Annotated in this window: 28 protein-coding genes and 1 tRNA gene; all 29 read right to left on the minus strand. The window is 55.1% G+C overall.

The window, feature by feature from the left end:
• Nucleotides 1-3: 3 nt before the first annotated feature.
• The 29 genes from BM235_RS32260 to BM235_RS31110 all read right to left on the minus strand — a co-directional run bounded on the left by BM235_RS32260 (nt 4) and on the right by BM235_RS31110 (nt 17,803).
• Nucleotides 4-67: transfer RNA gene (locus BM235_RS32260), tRNA-Thr, on the minus strand.
• A 183-nt stretch (nt 68-250) separates the two neighbouring features.
• Nucleotides 251-643 (minus strand): hypothetical protein, encoded by a 393-nt coding sequence (locus tag BM235_RS30980; RefSeq protein ID WP_090118132.1) that lies wholly within the window; start codon nt 641-643, stop codon nt 251-253.
• Complete coding sequence (locus BM235_RS30985; protein WP_090118133.1) at nt 640-843, minus strand: hypothetical protein; 204 nt, start codon at nt 841-843, stop codon at nt 640-642. The genes BM235_RS30980 and BM235_RS30985 overlap by 4 nt, the downstream gene beginning before the upstream one ends.
• Nucleotides 830-1,051, minus strand: a complete 222-nt coding sequence (locus tag BM235_RS30990) for a LexA family protein (RefSeq protein ID WP_090118134.1) — start codon at nt 1,049-1,051, stop codon at nt 830-832. Before BM235_RS30990 ends, BM235_RS30985 begins: the two co-directional genes overlap by 14 nt.
• Nucleotides 1,052-1,155: 104 nt before the next feature.
• A complete protein-coding gene (locus BM235_RS30995) occupies nt 1,156-1,692 on the minus strand; it encodes a hypothetical protein (protein WP_090118135.1) in 537 nt (178 codons plus the stop codon).
• A gap of 115 nt (nt 1,693-1,807) precedes the next feature.
• Complete coding sequence (locus BM235_RS31000) at nt 1,808-2,515, minus strand: M15 family metallopeptidase (protein ID WP_090118136.1); 708 nt, start codon at nt 2,513-2,515, stop codon at nt 1,808-1,810.
• Entirely contained in the window at nt 2,481-2,963 is a 483-nt protein-coding gene (locus BM235_RS31005; protein ID WP_090118137.1) for a phage holin family protein, read from the minus strand. The genes BM235_RS31000 and BM235_RS31005 overlap by 35 nt, the downstream gene beginning before the upstream one ends.
• 135 nt (nt 2,964-3,098) lie before the next feature.
• Complete coding sequence (locus BM235_RS31010) at nt 3,099-3,371, minus strand: hypothetical protein (protein WP_090118138.1); 273 nt, start codon at nt 3,369-3,371, stop codon at nt 3,099-3,101.
• A gap of 22 nt (nt 3,372-3,393) precedes the next feature.
• Complete coding sequence (locus BM235_RS31015; protein WP_090118139.1) at nt 3,394-3,603, minus strand: hypothetical protein; 210 nt, start codon at nt 3,601-3,603, stop codon at nt 3,394-3,396.
• Nucleotides 3,600-5,027 (minus strand): collagen-like domain-containing protein, encoded by a 1,428-nt coding sequence (locus tag BM235_RS31020; protein ID WP_218161364.1) that lies wholly within the window; start codon nt 5,025-5,027, stop codon nt 3,600-3,602. The genes BM235_RS31015 and BM235_RS31020 overlap by 4 nt, the downstream gene beginning before the upstream one ends.
• Nucleotides 5,024-5,326 carry a hypothetical protein gene (locus tag BM235_RS32265; protein ID WP_158543681.1) on the minus strand — a complete coding sequence of 101 codons (303 nt, stop codon included), beginning with the start codon at nt 5,324-5,326 and terminating at the stop codon, nt 5,024-5,026. The genes BM235_RS31020 and BM235_RS32265 overlap by 4 nt, the downstream gene beginning before the upstream one ends.
• 12 nt (nt 5,327-5,338) lie before the next feature.
• Nucleotides 5,339-5,770: a hypothetical protein gene (locus BM235_RS31025; RefSeq protein ID WP_255374684.1), complete on the minus strand. Its 432-nt coding sequence runs from the start codon at nt 5,768-5,770 to the stop codon at nt 5,339-5,341.
• Between the two features lie 19 nt (nt 5,771-5,789).
• Nucleotides 5,790-6,920 (minus strand): hypothetical protein, encoded by a 1,131-nt coding sequence (locus BM235_RS31030; protein WP_090118141.1) that lies wholly within the window; start codon nt 6,918-6,920, stop codon nt 5,790-5,792.
• A gap of 3 nt (nt 6,921-6,923) precedes the next feature.
• The gene (locus BM235_RS31035) at nt 6,924-7,865 is read right to left on the minus strand and encodes a hypothetical protein (protein WP_090118142.1); all 942 of its coding nucleotides are present in this window, start codon (nt 7,863-7,865) and stop codon (nt 6,924-6,926) included.
• 12 nt (nt 7,866-7,877) lie between these two features.
• On the minus strand, nt 7,878-8,420 hold the full coding sequence (locus tag BM235_RS31040; protein ID WP_090118143.1) for a putative phage tail protein: 543 nt from the start codon (nt 8,418-8,420) through the stop codon (nt 7,878-7,880).
• Nucleotides 8,413-9,468 (minus strand): baseplate J/gp47 family protein, encoded by a 1,056-nt coding sequence (locus tag BM235_RS31045; protein WP_255374685.1) that lies wholly within the window; start codon nt 9,466-9,468, stop codon nt 8,413-8,415. Before BM235_RS31045 ends, BM235_RS31040 begins: the two co-directional genes overlap by 8 nt.
• Nucleotides 9,468-9,896 (minus strand): DUF2634 domain-containing protein, encoded by a 429-nt coding sequence (locus tag BM235_RS31050; RefSeq protein WP_090118145.1) that lies wholly within the window; start codon nt 9,894-9,896, stop codon nt 9,468-9,470. The genes BM235_RS31045 and BM235_RS31050 overlap by 1 nt, the downstream gene beginning before the upstream one ends.
• Nucleotides 9,897-9,916: 20 nt before the next feature.
• Nucleotides 9,917-10,246 (minus strand): DUF2577 family protein, encoded by a 330-nt coding sequence (locus BM235_RS31055; protein WP_090118146.1) that lies wholly within the window; start codon nt 10,244-10,246, stop codon nt 9,917-9,919.
• A gap of 12 nt (nt 10,247-10,258) precedes the next feature.
• Nucleotides 10,259-11,275 (minus strand): XkdQ/YqbQ family protein, encoded by a 1,017-nt coding sequence (locus BM235_RS31060; RefSeq protein ID WP_090118147.1) that lies wholly within the window; start codon nt 11,273-11,275, stop codon nt 10,259-10,261.
• 6 nt (nt 11,276-11,281) lie between these two features.
• Nucleotides 11,282-11,710: a hypothetical protein gene (locus tag BM235_RS31065; RefSeq protein ID WP_090118148.1), complete on the minus strand. Its 429-nt coding sequence runs from the start codon at nt 11,708-11,710 to the stop codon at nt 11,282-11,284.
• Nucleotides 11,711-11,724: 14 nt separating this feature from the next.
• Nucleotides 11,725-13,638 (minus strand): tape measure protein, encoded by a 1,914-nt coding sequence (locus tag BM235_RS31070; RefSeq protein WP_090118149.1) that lies wholly within the window; start codon nt 13,636-13,638, stop codon nt 11,725-11,727.
• A 194-nt stretch (nt 13,639-13,832) separates the two neighbouring features.
• Nucleotides 13,833-14,234, minus strand: a complete 402-nt coding sequence (locus tag BM235_RS31075; protein ID WP_090118150.1) for a phage tail assembly chaperone — start codon at nt 14,232-14,234, stop codon at nt 13,833-13,835.
• A 15-nt stretch (nt 14,235-14,249) separates the two neighbouring features.
• Nucleotides 14,250-14,672, minus strand: coding sequence for a phage tail tube protein (locus BM235_RS31080; RefSeq protein WP_090118151.1), 423 nt, complete (start codon nt 14,670-14,672; stop codon nt 14,250-14,252).
• Nucleotides 14,673-14,687: 15 nt separating this feature from the next.
• The gene (locus BM235_RS31085) at nt 14,688-15,737 is read right to left on the minus strand and encodes a phage tail sheath subtilisin-like domain-containing protein (protein WP_090118152.1); all 1,050 of its coding nucleotides are present in this window, start codon (nt 15,735-15,737) and stop codon (nt 14,688-14,690) included.
• 20 nt (nt 15,738-15,757) lie between these two features.
• The gene (locus BM235_RS31090; protein WP_090118153.1) at nt 15,758-16,180 is read right to left on the minus strand and encodes an HK97 gp10 family phage protein; all 423 of its coding nucleotides are present in this window, start codon (nt 16,178-16,180) and stop codon (nt 15,758-15,760) included.
• The gene (locus BM235_RS31095; protein ID WP_090118154.1) at nt 16,173-16,598 is read right to left on the minus strand and encodes a phage tail terminator family protein; all 426 of its coding nucleotides are present in this window, start codon (nt 16,596-16,598) and stop codon (nt 16,173-16,175) included. Before BM235_RS31095 ends, BM235_RS31090 begins: the two co-directional genes overlap by 8 nt.
• Nucleotides 16,598-17,221 (minus strand): head-tail adaptor protein, encoded by a 624-nt coding sequence (locus BM235_RS31100; RefSeq protein WP_090118155.1) that lies wholly within the window; start codon nt 17,219-17,221, stop codon nt 16,598-16,600. Before BM235_RS31100 ends, BM235_RS31095 begins: the two co-directional genes overlap by 1 nt.
• A complete protein-coding gene (locus tag BM235_RS31105; protein WP_090118156.1) occupies nt 17,218-17,502 on the minus strand; it encodes a hypothetical protein in 285 nt (94 codons plus the stop codon). Before BM235_RS31105 ends, BM235_RS31100 begins: the two co-directional genes overlap by 4 nt.
• Nucleotides 17,495-17,803 (minus strand): hypothetical protein, encoded by a 309-nt coding sequence (locus BM235_RS31110; RefSeq protein WP_090118157.1) that lies wholly within the window; start codon nt 17,801-17,803, stop codon nt 17,495-17,497. The genes BM235_RS31105 and BM235_RS31110 overlap by 8 nt, the downstream gene beginning before the upstream one ends.
• Nucleotides 17,804-17,826 lie beyond the last annotated feature (23 nt).

Here is a 17,826-nt window from a genome sequence, read left to right on the forward strand (position 1 = left end):
TTATGGTGCTGATGAAGGGATTCGAACCCCCGACCTACGCATTACGAATGCATGGAATAACTATTCCGCTGTATTCCCATTCGATCCGGATGCTGTTAGATAGCGACTTATATCCACTTATCTATTCCCCTAATTACCCACTGAATCCACATGACCTTAGAAGATTTCTTAGAAACTCTTGTCATTCCTTAGCCCCTTAAGATACCTCGGGAATATAAATAAAGACCTGGCGATTTCTCGTCAGGTCTGTTTAAAGCTGCAATGGGTACTTTGCAAAACGTTCTTTGTATCCAGGCCATGGGATGTGTACCTGCTCAATTAAGGAAGAATAATCTTCGACCCGCTCGACCATGTACGACCTAAGTGTCGCCCGCTCGATCTCGTAGGTCCCGCGACGGCCAGCGATGCTGTATGTAAATCGGAGCGTTAATCCTTCCCGCTCCGGGTCATTCTTGATCCAGATCCTTCTTGATTTTAGCAGTTCTGATGATCGCTCAAATTCGCCCTGCAAGAAGCTTCCTACGATCTTAATAATCGCTGCGCGAACGCCGCTTGTCTCCTCGAGCTGCTGGCGTGCAAGCTCCGCAAGGGTCATGATCTCGACGTGCTTCTGAATCACCTTTAGGTCGTCGCTCTCATTCATCGATATTCACGCTCCCGAGCTGGCCGCCAATCGAGAATACCGTCAAGCTGCAATGTGCGCGGTGCATGCTTTCCACGATCAAAAACCATGGCCCTTCCCTGCTGAACTGCCTGGATCGTGACTTCCCGCTTCGTGATCGCGCCGCGCCGGTCCTGATAAATCATCACGACATCACGGCCGATATGCTTATTTATGTCCATCTCCAGGGCGCTCCTTTACGAGATGTATGGTTCTCGGACCGTTCGGTTTTTTTCCAACCAATCCGCATTTAATAAGGCGATCCAAATGTCCATGAGTCGTCCCGACGGATATACCCGAAGCCTCGGCGATTTCCCGGACTGATGGCGGATATCCTAGCTTATCTGTGAGGGTTGCGATGGCCGACATTACTTTATCTTTGGTTTTCATGTTGCACGCCTCCAATCGAACGTTTGTTCTTATATTAATACGAACATGCGTTCTTTGTCGAGCATAAAAAATACCCCGGCGATTATTCGCTGGGGCCTTCGGTGCTATTGTTTTTTGCTGATTAATTCAGTAACGTCATCCCGAAATGCTTCGCTGTATTGTTGGAAAAGAGCTGTATCGAATCCTTCGTCTGTTGTATTGGCCTTTGGAGGATTTTGCTTTAAGTGTTCATATAACTTATCAATCTCCCCCGAAAGCTTGGTCCAGACCGATTTAATGTCTGCGTATTCTTCTCCCAAGCCGTTAATATACTCGTCGTATTCTTTCTTCTGTTCCATTGACTTGGCCAGACGTTCCATTGTGAAATCAATATCAAGAGTTTCCCCCGTGCTGCCTGTTCCCCTACGAATGAAGTTGGAAACATCAATAAATCCGGAATTCCAAATATCACTCGTTACAAAGTTGCGGATATCGCCCAACTTGTCCTCCGGCGATCCCTCTTCGACAACGTTTGCGTTAGAAGCTAGCGATTTCAACATTGCCTCCGCCGCTTTTTCTTCGTCGCTCTTTCCTTTACCGCAACCAGCTACCAGCAAAGCAAAGACGAAGGTTAATAGAATTAAGACTTTCCCTTTTGCCATCTTGTAATAAACCCCTTTTCCTTTTTTTAAATCTTATTATAGATTTCCAGCTTTTTCAATTTGTTTCGACAAACAAAAAAGCCCAAGAGCCGAAGCTCCCGGGCTGATTCTTTCCTTACTTTACAGGTACGGTCACATTGACCGTCTTCGTCTTTGGGTCCCAGCCGTCCACCTGTCCGCCAAGTGCGGTCGTGACGGCACGAACGGGCAGATAGGTTATCCCCTTCTTCGGATCGTACAGCGCGCCGGTGGCGACCCTCTTGCCATTTACGATGGCGATTGCATCTTCCATCTCTTCTTCCCCTCCGATAATAGCTAATTTGATAAACAACGCATTCATTTGTGCGACGGTCGGCCGACGGCCAAGCCTGTACTGCTGGATCGTTATTCCGAACGTGAATTGAAAATGGGGAAGGTCTTGGAAGCTGCGCCAATCGCCTCCCCACTCGAAGCCGATCAGCTTGGCCTCTTCGACGACCTCGGACCAATCCGGCAAACTGTCTTTGTCGTCGTCGCGCAGCGTGTTCCAGCTCACCTGTCGTCCATCTGCAAGAAGTAGAGCGAAGTCGATCGCAACGCCGAAGTTATGGAAGCTGTAACCGCCTTGCGCATTCGTGACGATCTGACCCGGTTTACTGCGCCCCTGATCGTATAGTTCGTTCTGTTCTGAATAGGAACGAAAGCCATGGGTGATCAGGATCTGAACGCCACGCTGATAGCAACGTTCAATCAACTTTTCTGCTGCCGCCCGTACGACGGGGAGCAGCTGCGCGAGCTTGGTGGCAGACTTAGCTTTTACTTGTTCCAGTGCCAGCACCTGCATCCTCTCCCTTCTCGTTGAGCTGCTCGAGCCTTTTCGTAATAACGCCGGGCAACGTCACGCCCAGGATGCCGAAGTTCTCGATCAGGCTTAGACCTTCACGGCCGGCATAGTAGTAGATCGCGGCAGTCCGGAAGATGGGCGCGGCTGGTTGAAACCAGGCGTCCAATTGTCCTGCAAGAGCGATCACGGCGAGCACGACGAACTTTCGAATGCCTCCCCAGTAAAGCGTATCGGAGTTGAGTTTATGGTTCTTGATCGCTCCCGCAACGCCGCTGATGTAGTCAAGCACGATCAACGTCAACAGGACTTCAAGCGCCTTATCCCAACCTCCGAGAACCGCTGAAACGGCGATTCCGATAGCTGCCACCCATCCGCCGGCGATCGCTTCCTTGCCGCCAGCAGCGGACGCATACCAGACATTCCAAGCCAATAACTTGATCTGTTCCATCTTGACCCCTCCCGAAAATAAAGGCCCCGCCTTTGGCGGAGCCCGTTTTATTTAATCGCCTTGTTTTGGCGTTGTTTTCCAAATTCCCAGGCGCTTAGGAATTTGGATCTCATAAATGCGTGATTCATTCCGACTTTACTCTACAGTTGGTGAAGCTCCAGCCGTAACGCCAAGGTTCCATACAGGCCTATTTTCCATATCCGGATTCAGTGCGAATACCTCGTCGTATTGCGTTTCCGTGATCTTTTCGGCGTCCAGCGCTTGCTGGATGTCCTCAATGTAGTACGTCGCAGCTGCGTGTTCCTTGACTCCCTGCTTCTGAGAATCCGGCACGCTGTTGAGCGTCCGTGTCAAATCGAGAAAAACCGCTTTTGCATATTGCCGGGTGATTGCCGTAATCGTTGCCATGTCCTTTTCCCCCTATTCGGATTTAAGCAGGATTAACTTCCTCGTACAGGTCTAGCAGGAGCGAAGTCGTGTCGGCGCTGTCGGTGCGCAGCTGTGTGACGTCCGCCTGCAAGGCGGCGACCTTGGATTCGACCGAAGGCTCGGGTTTTTCCGGCTGCGGCATCGGCTCCAGGTCGGGCACGTCTACAAAGGTTTCTTCGCCGGTCTGTGCGTCGTAAACTAGGTGCTTCACTCAGAATACACCTCCACGGTTGTACCATTGGCGATATATAAGTTCGTGTTGTAAAAAGCGAGGTCCAATGACGGGAACGGCCAGCTGGTCGCTGTCGATTGCTGGGAGCTTCTGACCTCTACCGCCGACGCTTGTGCAGCGTCTCCATAAAAGACCGCATAGCTGCCATCGATCGTCTTGCGCCTGTGACTGCCGTCGAAGATCGCGGTCAGGAAGCAGCCAAGTGCGCCAGCCCGCCCGATGCTGAATAATGCCGCCGACGTCGGATTAGGGAAAAGGTCGCCCGACTTCGTCCAGGTCGACGGAATAATCGAGACGCCCTGCGCCTTGTCGTCCAGGCTGGAATACACCATAGCCCGAATTCGGCATTTCGTGATCGTCCCCAGCCCTGTGATCGTCGCCGTCTTGATCGTCGCGACCTGAAAAACCAGCTTCGTGACGTTGGCCGTGCTGGTGATCGCGACGGCCGAACCGCCCGACGTCGTCGATATTTGAAATGTGTTGGCCGTGGCGTTAATGACAAAGTAGTGCGCCTGCGTGATCCCTGTCGGGTACGCCGCCCCAAGGCTGAAGATCGAAAAGTCCTTCGACGGGAAGATGACCTGGCCGTTCGCGAATCCGTGCCCTTGCGCTGTGAACGTCCCCGTCGCCGTGTCGACCGATTGCATGACGGCCTGCGGGTTGCCGGTGTATGTGTAGCTGGCGAGCTGCGTTGAACCGCCCCCACCGCCTCCGCTTGGTGCTGCGATCCAGCCCGCATCGAAGTCCGCTCCGCTTATCTTTGCGAGGACCTGACCAGTCGTGCCTCCAGCAGGTACGCCGACGCCGGCCGCGCCCGTCGCCCCCGTAGCGCCTGGGTCGCCTTTATCGCCCTTGTCTCCCTTCAGCCCCTGCGGACCTTGCAGCCCCGTGTCGCCCTTGGGTCCTGGGTCGCCTTGCAGCCCCTGCGGACCCTGCAGGCCCGGGTCCCCTTTATCGCCTTTAGCGCCTGGGGCTCCCTGCGGCCCCGTACCACCCTGTAAGCCTTGGGGGCCTGTATCGCCCTTGGCCCCAGGCGCGCCGTCAGCGCCGGCCGGTCCTTGCGGCCCGGGGTCGCCCTTCGGACCTTTCAGCGAGGCAATCCACTGGCTTTCTGTGCCGAGGAACCCGTCCGCGACAGCGAGTTCATACGCGGATTTTCCGTTCGCGCTACCCCCTGTACCGTCCCCAGGGTCTCCCTTGTCGCCCTTGGGTCCCTTAAGAGACGCCAGCCATTCGGTTATCGTGCCCGTGAAGCCTTCAGCGACGGCGAGTTCGTAGGCGTCTGCGCCCGGGTCGCCCTTCTCGCCGCGCGGACCAGGGGTGCCCGATCCGTTGCCCCCAGGGAAGACCTCGATCGGCGTTGGCTCCGGTCCCGGTGTTATGATGATATTAATGTCCGTCATGGCGTTTCGCTCCCCTCGACAGGGATCAGCATGGTCAGGGAATACGCCGTCTCGCCGTTTACCGTGCGCTTGATATCCGTCCGCAGCAGGCCGGGCTGCCATCCGCGCGTGTCGCGTACAACGAATCGAAACGTATTAGGGTCGCCCGTCGCTTCGATCTCGACGTCCGACATTTTGGTCCCCGACGCCGTGTTAACCTGGGACGTGAACTCCTCCAGCTGTGCGCCTGGACAAGTCGCGGTATACGAGAACGTCTGACCGCGCTTAATTCCCGGCAGGGTGATCGTCTCAAGTGGCATGGTCTGCCCTCCTTACGCTGGGGCGTTTGCTTCGTAGAGTTCCAGAAGGAGCAGCGTCATGTCGGCGCTGTCGCCTTTAACCTGGTTAAGTTCCGCCCGCAGCTGCGCGTTCTCGGCCTTCAGCCCGTCGACCTCGGCGGACAGCGGCGGGCGGTACTCGGGCGGCTGTCCGGGCTCCTGCGGATCGGGGTACGAAAAAAGCAGCGACGGCTGCTCGCTGCTTACATCGACCCTATAGCCGTTCGTTAACATAAAGTCCTGCGCGTGTTGCCCGTACTCCAGCTGGAGGACTCCGACCGTATTCGGTACGCGATCTTTCAGCGCTTGGAAAGACTCAAAGTCCTGGTCGCGGGTCGTTTCGATAACGCCGCCCTCTCGTTCGCCCGTGTCGACGATGACATTTCCGGTTGCTTTGTCATAGTAAATTTTCCGCCCTATTTGCATATTCGCCAACTCCTTCCTTTTATTCCCATGCGTACCAGCTCCAGCCCGTCGTCGACGGCGAGTTTATAGAAAACCCGCCGAGATAAACGTTAAAGTTCACCGAGTATTGACTGTCCAAGACTACAGGGTACGTACCGTAGCCTAAGTTATTAAAGCGAGGATCGCCGTCAGGCGGTTCAAAATAGATGTAGCGTCCGAAGTTAGTGCTACCATCATGCGGGTCTTCCATCAAAATTATACGAGGCTTGAACGTGAGACCATTCACGGCCCGGAAGCCTCCGGTCTTTGGGAGAACGCCCTTGGCGTATTGCTTTGCAGTGCCCGCTAAACCGAAAACTGTCCCGCGAATATTGCCGGCGATAAAATTAGGGTCATTTAAGACGACTTCCGGGAACTGCCCACCTGTCCCTGGACTCCCTTCTGTGTATAGGCCCCTGAAAAGCCGCACGTATATATGCGTCGGGTCGCCTACATAATTTGCGACGTTGCCATAACTCGGCTGGATTGTCACGCTCAACGCCACGACGCTGTCCCAGAAACCGCCGTTCGCCTGGACGATCGCGTCCATCGTCGCCTTGTCCGGTTCCTTCCCGGGCCCGAAGGAGTCGGTCAGGTCGATCAGCATAAACCCGTCATAATGCGCGCTGACGTCGCGGCCGTCTCCCCATACGCCTACTTGCGGCGTAAGAGTCGCGCCCATAGCGGACGTCGTCGTTACGATACGACTAGCGAACTGCCATTGATTTTTGACTGCTTGATTGCCGGTTATCCAGTAGGGGTTCCCTGGCCCGTCGATGAGACATGCAAAAAGGTCGTAGGCGCCGGTTTGAAAGTACGCCCAGCCGCAAAAGTAATACTGTCGGCCTGATACTATAGGAATTGCGTTCCCTTGGTAGGTGCCATTTGCCAGCCCTTGCCAAATCGCGCCGCTGCCTCCGTATAAATTCCACCCAGTATCTAAATTCATGTTCGCGGTCGATCCCTTGGCGGTCCACCCCGCAAGCCCATTCGAGAACGCGCCGTTATAAATCAGGTTCGGTACCTTCGGGATGAGGGTTCCCGTCGCGTTGTAGTTCGTCCCCGCGCTGAACTTCTTCGGGTACAGGACCTGCCCCGGGACCGCGTCACCAGGAAAATAAAATTGCGCCACCGATTACACCCCCACAATAGACGCGGATATTTTGACGGCGTTTGCGACCGAAGACGAAGCGTTAACTAATATCGTAGAATTCGGCGCCGCAGCGATGAAGACGGGCAAAAGCGTATAGCTTTGTACTGCTGCTCCTTGTGGGGCGGCTACGACGAGCGTCTGCGCGCCCGTTGCATCCGTATACTGGACGGTCACGTTAATGTTGGTTACAGCTGTGACCCGCATATAAATCAGAATCTGATAGTTACCCAGCGACACCGACGCCGAGGCTATGGTCATACCCGTCGAACTTGATATAGGAATCTCTGTGACGGACGTCAGCTTCCCCGCCTTTGTGCCTATCGTCTGAATAAAGTTGTCGGCCGTGAACCCGCCGACCATTTTCGCATTCAGGTTTTCGACCAGCGTCGGGGAAGCTATAACAAGAGGCGCGGTTCCTGGTGGGACGTTCGAAACGAAACGAGACGCGGTCACGGTGCCGGCAAAGGTACCGCTCGCTATATCCGCAAAAGTAATAGCCGTCGTACCAAGCGTCACAGATGTTGTGTTGCTCATGACGAATGTCTTTCCGCCGCCGGCCGCACCATCGCGTACAAATACGCTGATACCGGCCGCGACCTTCGCCGTCGTATCGGCGTCCGCCGCGCGCGCCCAGGCTCCGGAGGCAGCAACGTAAATGCCGTTCTGACTACCCGTGGTCTGGTTCTTCACGAGCACCCGGTCACCTGCGGCCAGCACGACGCCGTCGACCGTCTGGAGGCCGGACAGCGTGATGTTCGCCGTCGTCGCGACGCGAACGTCGCCGTCGACCGCCTGCAGCGCCATGGCGGCGTCAATTTTATCCCAGTTATCGTTCAGCATCGTTTGGATGTTAAACGTGTCCGTTGTCGGATCGACTCCCACCACTTTCTTAAGCAGATTCAAAACCGCTGTAAATGCTGGCATCGTATTCCTCCATTAATTTAAGAATGGGGCGAATTCCGAAAGCGGATGGCTTTCAAGCTGCGACAACGTCATCGCCTCTACCTCGCCGATAGTCAGATATCGATAAGCGATTGCAATCGCGAGGTGCGCAGGCCGGATCTCCTCCAAACTGGCTTGTACATCATCCATATTGCTCGGAAGGCCGATGATGTCCTGAAAGTTGACCGTGATTGTCCCTGAAGCAAACGAAAGGCTTACTGTCCCGCCAGTCCAGCTGCTCACGACCAATTTTAAAAGCGTTGCATCGATTTTCCCCGACCCGCGCATCTTGGACTTCACAAGAGCGCGTCGATCCGCTAGGGTCTTGCTTACATCGGTTTGAATGCCCAATTCCGCTTCGTAATACGCCAGCCCCCATGTCGCCGTATCTACAGCATATTGAAGCTGCAGATCGGCCAGCGCGGCGGTTCTCGCCGACAGCTGCGCCCCATCCGCTTCAAAGATCGACTGATATACTCCGGACCTCCGCATGAACGGCGGAAGTCTCGCCAACAACTCCGAGGCTAATTCAGACATTGACCGTCACCGTCCCGAGAACCGCCACCTGATTGCTACTAATTGCAATGTTGGCTGTCCCGCCATTGACAGTGAGTCCCGAGTAATCCGCCACACCTTCACTGGTGAGGATGGCCGCGCCGATACGAGCAACACTGACGATATTCTCGACGAAGGCGATATTCTTCAGCAAAGCTGTCAGGGATGAGGTGATTGCGGTCTTCGCCTGCGTCACACTGTACCCGGGCGTCAGGTGTATGGTGGCCGTCACATTGATCGCCAGCCCAGCAGCACTGACTACCGTTGCAAACGCGCCAATGGGTGCCTGACCGTCTCCAAGGCCAGAAATGCCTGGGTCGATATAGTTCTGCACTTCATCGACGACTCCAGCACTCGCTGGCGTCTTATCGCTGTCGATCAGGACGATTTTCACCGTGTTCGGTCCGTTCCAAAGGGGAATGACCCGCGCATCTCCAACACCGGCGATCTCTTTCGCCCAATTGAGATAATGCGCTTTGTTCCCGCTGGTTGCCGGCGTTCGAATGCGTTCATAGTAGCGAACAATCAGATCCGCGTCGGACTCTTGATCAAAGCCGTCCTCCGTAGGACTCGCATTCGTTACCGCGCTAAATCCGGCCAAGGTAACGGGAAATAGGGTAATCGCCCCGGCGGGTACGACGCCCGCGCTGCCCGCGATCACAGCTTCGACTTGTACATTTCCCGTGATGGTTATAGCCGCATTTTCGCTCGCCTTAAACTGAACACCTCCAGCCGTTTCGAAGAGATCGCCGGCTACAATCGTCCCGGTGCCCGTCAAGGTAACGACGCCGGTCGCTCGAGTGGCTGCTTTTCGCTCCATCCCTGTTCGTTCTCGAACTCGCTCGGTGAGCTCGTCGCTGGTCAGATTGTCGATAACCAGTTTGGTCTGTGCGCTAGCGATCTGCTCGTCGGTGTCCGCCAGCCTCTCGGCAACGGGGGCGAGCGCGTCATAAATAAAACTTCCGGGGCGCTTGTCCAAGCTGTCGCTGACCGTTAAAAGCATGGCAGACAAAATTTCTTCCTTAGCCATCAGACCGTCACCGCCTCTAAAATGGAGCCGTAAATACTTGTAACTCCGAAGGAAATCGTCAATCTCGCATTATGCTGCGAGAAGTTAAAGTCGCCGACCTGTGTGATCGCGTCATTCGTAAGCAGCGCTTCCTGAATCATCCGCTCGTATTCGGCTTGCGAAAAGGCCGGATGCAGATTTTGTCCGATGAGCAAATGATGTTCGCTGCCATAGCCGGTATCGGCGTAGATCAAGACGTTCTTCGTGGTCATCAATGCCTTCTGAATCCAGACCCGGAGATATTCAATTCCCGAGATCTCGACCGTCTTCCCGTCCACTTGCGCGAAGTCGCCGGACTCGAAGTCCCAGGCGAACGACTTATGAACGACACCCGATGACGTATCGGGAACCGTATCCATCTCCAGTTGCGCAACCTCTGGAAGAGACATCGTCGACAGCACCTCCGTTGTTAAAGATCAAATACAAACCACTCTTTCAGCTGATCGCCTGGCGCAATGACTACCTCGTCACCGACCATGAAAGACTTCTTCCAAAGAATCGTATCCTCGACCATGTTGCCGCCAGCATCCATCCAGCGATTGGGGATCATAACGCCCTCCCGATAAACCTTCGGCAGATGCATCTTGTCTTCGGTAATCAGGATACGATCGCCCCAGCGAATGACCAAAGGATCGGTCTCCACCACAACGCCGATACGTGGAACCGTGCTTACGGGATTCCGGTTGTCCTTATGCAGGTCGGCAAGTTTCCTGGCCAGCCTGTCAATCGCGTCCGTCATGCCGCCCCTCCTCTACTTGACCTGATCCGGAAGTACGAGCTCCAGCTCCATCGTATGCAGGTTATTGACTAGGCTGTGCTTAGCTGTCTGGATGATGAACCGGCCTTTCATGCCGGTCAACGGTTCTGATACGTCCAGCAGCCGGCCGGCCTTGAATGACGAGTCACCCATCAGTTTCATGCTGTTGGTCTCCTGGATGCGCGACAACCGCTGCAGCAGAATCCGACTGACCTCCCGCGCCTTGGCGGCATCCTCGACATCGATCTTGTAGACTTCTTCGAGAAGGCCATACTTCGCAATCAGTTTGTCATCTGCTGCCATGGCAGCGACTTCATAGGTTGTCTGCCCGCCGTCCTTCCCTTCGCGCTCGAGCAGAATCTTCACCCGATTCCTTAAAGCATCTATGGACCGGGTCCGGCCAGCTCCGAGAGGATTGGCCATGACATCCGTTTTAGGAAGATTGTCCGCCAGCCGAAACGTCCCTGTGATGACCAGGTTCTTCATCTCTTCGAAGTAAATCTTGCCTTGGCGCATCTCGACATTAAACCGTTTGTTCGCCCGAACCTCTTCTCGCTTATAAATGTCCTCGATGATCTCGGCCGGGCTCTTCTCCAGGAAGATGTCATCGATCAGCGTGTTCATCGGCGGAATATGTCCGATCAGCATGCCGAAGTCGGTTAAGATGCGTTCAATTGCCTTAGAGGCTGACACCTTATTGAACTGGTACACGGTCTTGGACTTGCCCAGGTACCAAGCATAGTCATAGACCGTGTACTTGATTGCCTGGCGGTCCGTTCGCCCCTCTGTGACCAAGACGCCTCTGTATATCTCCTGGCCATCCTCGATAAGGAAAACGACGTCTCCTAGGTCGCACGGGTTTTTCGGGAACAGGCCGGTGTCGCTCCAGACTAATTCGAACTCCATCACCGTCATCAGGGACAAATTGGAGTCCCAAGTTACATTTCCAACCAACGGAGTGATGTCATAAGCGAGCTTCCCGTCATTCTTCACCAGCTGCAGCTTGAACAAGCTATCTCACCGCCTCGAAAGCAAAATCAAAGGGAACTCCGTCATTCTCAGGCTGAACTGGATGTCTCCATCTTCCTTCATGCCATGTTCAAATTCGTCAATACTTACTGCCATGTTGACATTCTGCTGACCGTTCGAGTCGACGATCACAAGCCGAATCGGAATTCGCTTCTCGCGCCAACGCTCGATCGTCTGCACGTATTCCATGCCCCACTTGTCCCGGCTTTGCAAGAATGGGTAGTCATGTTCGCGAATGGGGAAGAAACTGCTGATCTCGATCGACCGCAGCCCCCGGATTCCGATTCGGTTCAGCGACTGCTGCAGGCCGTCAATCTGATCGTTCTTCCACGGCTTCGGAACCGTGAACTCCTTTGGAGGCACCGGAAGCTGAAGAACCTCTTGGTTGTTGTTGATGCTAAAGAAGACTTGGATCATCCTGCAGTCACCGCCTACATTGTGTCATAGAGATGCCGCTCGATCCGGGACAATAGGGAATCCGCGATGTCCGTCGCCGATCGGTTGCCTGTGAGCGTGGCCTTTGTATTTGAGTTTGTGGCCGAGGTGTTATCTCCAGTAGCCGAGCTGTTTTGATTCAGCGCATTCGTGTTTTCCTTGAGCGCATTTTTGAGCTCCTGATCGCTCTTGCTTTGCTTCTTGTCCCGCTCCTTCTGCGCCTTTGTCGTTTGGGTCATAATTTTATCGTCGCTGAACTTGGCGGAACTAAAGTTAACCTTCGGAAAAACGTTAAAGTCGCTGTCCCATTTCGGCTTCTCGGCTTTTACGGCCGCGCCGCCAAAATCGACTTTATTGATGCCGCCAAAAGTCATCTCGTCCATAACGCTTCCTAGCCCGACGCTCTTGGAAGCCTTGTTCGCTCCACGGATAAGGGTATTTATTCCGTCCAGCGATTTCTCGATCATGCTGTTAATTAGCCCGATAAATCCGTTTACGCCTGCTTCACCAGCACTCAGAATCCCGTTCCAGATGCTTTTGCCGGCGAACTCAATGCTGTCCCAAGCAAACTTATAGACCTTAAGCATGAAATTAGCGTATGCGAAGTACGCATTCACAGCCCATTCAGCCGCGCCCACGACGACGTTCCACGTCCGCATGCCGGCCAGCTTTACGGTCTCCCAGTTATTGACGACATACGTCCCTGCAGCAACTAACATACCAAGCAGCACAATGATCGTGCCGACTGGGTTTGCCCGCATTGCCGCATTCAGCAGGCGTTGCGCCCCCGCCATGATGCTGATCTCTCCGGAGGCCACCAGGGAGGCCGTGCCATAAACCGTCGTTCGAATAGCCGCGAAGGTGACGTTGCGACCGAGTACCACCGTCCAAAGTGAGGCGAAAAAGGTCGCTGACTTGTAAGCCGCAATCGCTGCGGCAACACCATAAACGATTGGACTGATCATCGGCCAGTTATCCCGAAAAAAACGAAACGTGCCGACCGCTGAATTGTAGACGCTCACTAGATTGTCGCCCCACCGCTTAAATGTCCCATCCTCGGCAAGGCGCGTCATGGCGTCGCCGGCCTCTTTGGCCTGCTTCTTGATCTCCTCGAACAAGCTGCCCTTCCGGATCTCGCCAGATGCGTTAACACCCATAATCTCAGCGATTCCCATCTTCCAGGTGCCCGTGACGGTCGACATCAGCCCCTTGAATGTTTGGGCCTGCTTCTCCATGCCGCCCTTGAAACGATCATCCATGAGGGCAAACAGCGCTTGGTTAAACCGCTGTTGGTCGACGATCTGACCTTTGTTATTGATTGTGGTCTGGCCACGGAACATCTGATCGGCTTTCTTCTGGATCATGGCCTTCGTGATGCCGAACTCTTTCATACGTTCCAGCTCGCCAGTCTGTGCGTCCGCAACGGCTTCGATGGCCTGCATCAGATCTTTGTTCATGACCGCTGCCATATCGCCGATCGATCGCATCGACGTCTGCGCGTTAATGCCGTACGCCTGCAGCCGAACCGTTCCCTCGACAACCTCATCCGTATCGAACGGCGTGATGTTCGCGAACTGGGTTGCCCACTGCATGATCTCGCCGGCTTTCTTGGTATCCTTCATGACGGTATTAAGCGTCATCCGGTATCCTTCCAGTTCGCTCGCTGCATGCGTACCAAAGCCGATCGTCGACGATGCCCCGGCCACGCCCAAGATCGCGGATACCGCCCCCACCGCTGACGACTTGATCGATTCCAGCCCGCTTCGAACGGATGTCCAGGTCTTGCTGCCAACTTCCCGCAAGTCCCGAAGGCTCTTCTTGTACTGCACCGTGCCTGCATTGATTTTTCGGAGAGTCGGCGTGACGCCATCTCTCAGCGTCATCGTTTTGGAGATGTCTTTAACGCCCATGTTCCTCACCTTCCAAGGGGAAAGAGGGCCGGCTTAGAACCGACCCTCTAATCGTTTGGCCTCCTCTTCGTAATGCAGCAGCATTGACACTTTCATGAATCGTTTTTCGGCCGGGCTTGCGTTCAAGAGTTCCGACAGCGCTCGGCCCTTCTGCAGATAATGATGCAGCATGTAAAAATCGCTGTCGGTCTTAATTAGTTTTTTAAGTCGTCATTGATCTTGTCTTCGATCTTGCTGACTCCGCTCCCGTAGCCGGCCAGCTGCAGGGCATGCCCGGCGATGGCTCCGATCTCGCCGGGCAGGAAGATCATTCCCACGATATCGATCGGCTCTTTGCATCCGAACGCCTTCTGCAGCTCCGCATCTTTCAGGTTCGGTTCGACCACACACTGATAGATAATATGAGGGTCGGCCAGATCGCTTTTCATATCGTCGCTCGCCATCTCCATCGCTTCCAGCGCAAGCGCCCGCGATGGTTCTTCGATGACGATCGAGGCGTTCAGCGAATCCACGCGAAGACGGATCGAACGTTTCTTCCGCTGCTTCAGCGTCTCTTTCCGCTCGAGCAGCTGTTCAATGGTTAATGGTTGGGTCATGATAGTTTATCCTCCTTAGATCTTGTCGACCATTTCATAATCACTGAAGGCAAACGGGATTTCCTCGCTGCCCAGCTTCTTCGTCTCGAACTGCAGCAGGAAGAATTCGCCGATCGTGACGTCGTGCAACGCGACCCGTTCGCCGCCATACGCATCCGGATCATTGACAGCGCCCATGATTTCGAAGCGCGGATAAATGCCTTTCCTGACGCTATCGGCCATGGCCCGCTGTACCCGCGAGTAAATTTTCTTGACCGTCATGCTGCCTTCGCCCGTCCAGCCCGTCGCCTTTTTGAACGTAGCGCCAGATCCCGCAAAGCTGACGTCCTCATAGTTGACGCTGACCTTTGCTTCGAATTTGTCCACTTCGGCCCACAGCTCGCCGCCCACCCAAACCCGGCCATACACGCCGTTGATAATTCGCTTTGCCTCTTCCACTCGGTTCGCCACCCTTTACACAGAAATATTGAAATCGAGATCCTCGATCGCATCCAGGAACTTCAGAGAACCGGAAATGAAGACCTTCGATCCGAACGAAGTCTCCTTCACTTTCTTGTCGTCCCAGTCACTCGTATCCGTGCCGATCGCTTCCCAGGCCAGACGCTGCGCTTCGAGGTTGACGCCCACCGTATTGCTGCCGGAAGGGTCGAGCACTTCGCCCTGCAAGCCTCGGATATAGGCATTGGCTGCCGTGATGAACAGCGCCTGGTTGTCATAGCTGTTGTTGACCTTGCCGACGTATTCGTCTTTGAACGTTCGCGTGATGTCATCTGCGACGAGGTCGTGACCTTCGATGATCTTGATTTTCTGGAAATCTGCGCTCTTTCCCGTCAGGGTCGTAAGCGAATTGACGCCGCGACCGATCTTGATTTTCCCGTCGTCGCTGATCAGAATCAGCTTGCCGTCATCGATATCGCCGTCCGGATCGTCGCTTTCGGTAATTGCGCTGACTTCCGAGAGCTCGTAGTACGTTGCGCTCCGTGTCAGCGGCATTCCTGCGAGTAGCCCGGCGATCCGCGCCGTATACTGGGACGCTGTGTAGGTCGTTGCGCCGACGACGATGCCCTCCGTCGCGAAGTTAATGATGCTTTCATGGTCGCTGACGCTGTTCGGAAGTACGGCCTTGAACGTCTTCTTATTCGTGCGCCACGTCTTGATCTGCGTAGCGACCGTCGCCGCGTCGGCGCTTTGAATGCCAGGGGCGGCAAGGTAATTCCACCGCTTGCCGGCAAGACGGGTCAGCGCGGCGTTGTAATCGGAGGCGTCGGCATCCAGGCGCTCGACAATCACCTTGGAAGGGATGCCGAGGAAGGCCAGTTTGATCAGCGCCAGGTTCGCCGCTGTCCAATCGTTCGCCTTCACGTCCGCGACCGACTTATATTCCACCGAATCGAACGTGCTGGTGTCGTCCTTCAAGATGAGCGCGACAACGCCGCGCCCGCTGCGCGTAATGGCCGATACAGCCAGCGAAGCAAAATTGATATTGATTTCGGGCAAGCCCATTGCATTCACCCTTTCTTAAATTACAATTTGTCCATGATGCGATCGAATTCCCGCTCGAGGATCTCATCCCATTGATCGGCAATCTCGTTTGCGGCTTTGTCGAATACATGATAGCCCCGTGCAAAACCGTGCTCGTTGCCTGCCTTGTCCACGATTCGGTGCCCGTACTCGATCAGGTGGCCGTGGGGCGAACGCGTGTAGACCCGCACTTTGTACCAGCCAGCACCTTCGTCGATCCACACCTTGCCGCGTTTAATCGACCTCAGATAGTTGCCCGTAACCTTATGGACGAGCTGTTTGGCCTTTCGTGAGATAATCGCCCGCGCCTTCGTGCCCGATCGCAGCATGATCTGCCGAGCCTCTTTCGGATAATGCTGCTGCAGCTTCGCGAGTTCCCTTGAAAAGACGTCGATCTCGCGATCGTCGATCTCGAAGTCAGGCATCGTACTCCAACACCTCCATGACTGGCGCTAGCTCATCGCCTGCCACTCCATCGTCGTAGAACGAGAAGTCGAAGTCATAATGAACCACGCGATCAACGATGTCCGTGACCGCGCTGTCGATGGTGATCGTTCGTCCCTCTACTGAGAGATTAAGACCAAACGCACTTTCAAGGTGGTCCTGCACGTTGTAGGCCTCTTCTTTATACCGATTGCGGTCGGAGGGGAAGAAGAGGATTCGGCAGGTCAGTTCTCGGTATACGTTGACTCGCATGTTCTCGGTGCGGTTCGTTTCGATCCGCACGAAAAAGGAAGGCCGGTTAAAGCCTTCCTCGACGTCGCTACTTAGGATCTCGATTCCCGGAAACAGTTCCTTAATGCGTTCGTTGATCGCCTTGTTGAGCTGCGCCCGCGTCAGCATCAGGGCGTCACCTTCTCCACGGATAGAATCAGCGTTTCGTGCCGGTCGAAAGGATCTTCCATATAGCGAATATCGTGGCGCACGCCGCCGATCATCAAGAACATGGCCGGCGTGAGGCCAGCGCGGTAACGGATCGTGACCGTGAGGTCGTTCGTGGTCTCCGTTATGCCGTCCGACTCCGAGGCACCGCCGCCCTTGTAGGCGATCTGTGCCGGCACGGTACACAACCGCTCAGGCGCGACCGTTTTCTCGCTCATGCTGTTTTCCGTTATCGCGTTATGCCATATCTCCACGACGCTGCGCATTTGGGACAGATTCGTCTGCACGTCGCTAACCGGCCCGCAGACGAGCTCCATCGTTCGATCCTTCGTTTCAAATGTGCGGATGACCTCATAATACGTACCGTTATGGCGAAGCCGGCTTTCCCCCTGGTACTCAGCGGCCCATACAACGAAAGTTGCCGTCGGCCGCAGTGCGTTCCCGATTGCCTGGTAATATTCAGATTGCCGAACAGCTCTTCGCTCGGCGAACGTCTCGCGAGGCGATTGTTCGACGATGGTGTCGGTGTCGCCTGTCGTAACGTACGAGAGGCCAATCAGCTCGACGACGTCGCTGAATCTCATGGCGCATCTGGCTCCTTGCTGGCTGCTAGCTGCGTGATGAGCATGTGAAAGACCGGCGAGAACTTGATTTCTCCGCTGTTCAGCTGCCAGAGATCCGTCACGCCGATCACGATGATGCCGACCGCCCGGTCATCTGCCATTAGCGATTGGGCGACCCCCGCTCCGCGCATATAACCTTTGACCGTCCGAATCTTTTGGATCAGGTTGCCATCAAAGGCAGAGCTCATCACGGGAATGTCGAGCCCAATCTTGCACTCGACGAGCAGCTGATCGTCAGTCATTGACCTCGCCGCCGCCCGCATTCGCCGCTTCGGCTCCTGGCGCCTCGGTTCCGTCCGGCTCCGCTTCCGGTTCTGGTTCAGGCTCCTGTGCCGGCTCAGTGCTGATCTCGGCAACGACCGAGAACGGGACGAGCAGAATGCGGACGCCTGCCCGCTCCTGCTCTTGCCTCAGCTTGGCCGACAGTTGCTGATGCTCTTCGACCGACAGCGGCATCGTCGCTTTCCAGAGGACGACGGTTTCCTCTGCTTCGTTCTTCATTTCAGCGCCCTCGATTGGCGCTGCCTTTGCTTTTCTAGCCATGCCCTTCATCCTCCCGGAAAAGG

It is taken from the genome of Cohnella sp. OV330, assembly GCF_900112065.1.
GTDB lineage: Bacteria > Bacillota > Bacilli > Paenibacillales > Paenibacillaceae > Cohnella.

What these genes read in the sequence shown, in the direction of transcription:
- BM235_RS30980 (WP_090118132.1), bottom strand. Translation starts at nt 643, where the DNA reads ATGAATGAGAGCGACGACCTAAAGGTGATTCAGAAGCACGTCGAGATC.
- BM235_RS30985 (WP_090118133.1), bottom strand. Translation starts at nt 843, where the DNA reads ATGGACATAAATAAGCATATCGGCCGTGATGTCGTGATGATTTATCAG.
- BM235_RS30990 (WP_090118134.1), bottom strand. Translation starts at nt 1,051, where the DNA reads ATGAAAACCAAAGATAAAGTAATGTCGGCCATCGCAACCCTCACAGAT.
- BM235_RS30995 (WP_090118135.1), bottom strand. Translation starts at nt 1,692, where the DNA reads ATGGCAAAAGGGAAAGTCTTAATTCTATTAACCTTCGTCTTTGCTTTG.
- BM235_RS31000 (WP_090118136.1), bottom strand. Translation starts at nt 2,515, where the DNA reads ATGCAGGTGCTGGCACTGGAACAAGTAAAAGCTAAGTCTGCCACCAAG.
- BM235_RS31005 (WP_090118137.1), bottom strand. Translation starts at nt 2,963, where the DNA reads ATGGAACAGATCAAGTTATTGGCTTGGAATGTCTGGTATGCGTCCGCT.
- BM235_RS31010 (WP_090118138.1), bottom strand. Translation starts at nt 3,371, where the DNA reads ATGGCAACGATTACGGCAATCACCCGGCAATATGCAAAAGCGGTTTTT.
- BM235_RS31020 (WP_218161364.1), bottom strand. Translation starts at nt 5,027, where the DNA reads ATGACGGACATTAATATCATCATAACACCGGGACCGGAGCCAACGCCG.
- BM235_RS32265 (WP_158543681.1), bottom strand. Translation starts at nt 5,326, where the DNA reads ATGCCACTTGAGACGATCACCCTGCCGGGAATTAAGCGCGGTCAGACG.
- BM235_RS31025 (WP_255374684.1), bottom strand. Translation starts at nt 5,770, where the DNA reads ATGCAAATAGGGCGGAAAATTTACTATGACAAAGCAACCGGAAATGTC.
- BM235_RS31035 (WP_090118142.1), bottom strand. Translation starts at nt 7,865, where the DNA reads ATGCCAGCATTTACAGCGGTTTTGAATCTGCTTAAGAAAGTGGTGGGA.
- BM235_RS31040 (WP_090118143.1), bottom strand. Translation starts at nt 8,420, where the DNA reads ATGTCTGAATTAGCCTCGGAGTTGTTGGCGAGACTTCCGCCGTTCATG.
- BM235_RS31045 (WP_255374685.1), bottom strand. Translation starts at nt 9,468, where the DNA reads ATGGCTAAGGAAGAAATTTTGTCTGCCATGCTTTTAACGGTCAGCGAC.
- BM235_RS31050 (WP_090118145.1), bottom strand. Translation starts at nt 9,896, where the DNA reads ATGTCTCTTCCAGAGGTTGCGCAACTGGAGATGGATACGGTTCCCGAT.
- BM235_RS31055 (WP_090118146.1), bottom strand. Translation starts at nt 10,246, where the DNA reads ATGACGGACGCGATTGACAGGCTGGCCAGGAAACTTGCCGACCTGCAT.
- BM235_RS31065 (WP_090118148.1), bottom strand. Translation starts at nt 11,710, where the DNA reads ATGATCCAAGTCTTCTTTAGCATCAACAACAACCAAGAGGTTCTTCAG.
- BM235_RS31070 (WP_090118149.1), bottom strand. Translation starts at nt 13,638, where the DNA reads ATGGGCGTTAAAGACATCTCCAAAACGATGACGCTGAGAGATGGCGTC.
- BM235_RS31075 (WP_090118150.1), bottom strand. Translation starts at nt 14,234, where the DNA reads ATGACCCAACCATTAACCATTGAACAGCTGCTCGAGCGGAAAGAGACG.
- BM235_RS31085 (WP_090118152.1), bottom strand. Translation starts at nt 15,737, where the DNA reads ATGGGCTTGCCCGAAATCAATATCAATTTTGCTTCGCTGGCTGTATCG.
- BM235_RS31090 (WP_090118153.1), bottom strand. Translation starts at nt 16,180, where the DNA reads ATGCCTGACTTCGAGATCGACGATCGCGAGATCGACGTCTTTTCAAGG.
- BM235_RS31095 (WP_090118154.1), bottom strand. Translation starts at nt 16,598, where the DNA reads ATGCTGACGCGGGCGCAGCTCAACAAGGCGATCAACGAACGCATTAAG.
- BM235_RS31100 (WP_090118155.1), bottom strand. Translation starts at nt 17,221, where the DNA reads ATGAGATTCAGCGACGTCGTCGAGCTGATTGGCCTCTCGTACGTTACG.
- BM235_RS31105 (WP_090118156.1), bottom strand. Translation starts at nt 17,502, where the DNA reads ATGACTGACGATCAGCTGCTCGTCGAGTGCAAGATTGGGCTCGACATT.
- BM235_RS31110 (WP_090118157.1), bottom strand. Translation starts at nt 17,803, where the DNA reads ATGGCTAGAAAAGCAAAGGCAGCGCCAATCGAGGGCGCTGAAATGAAG.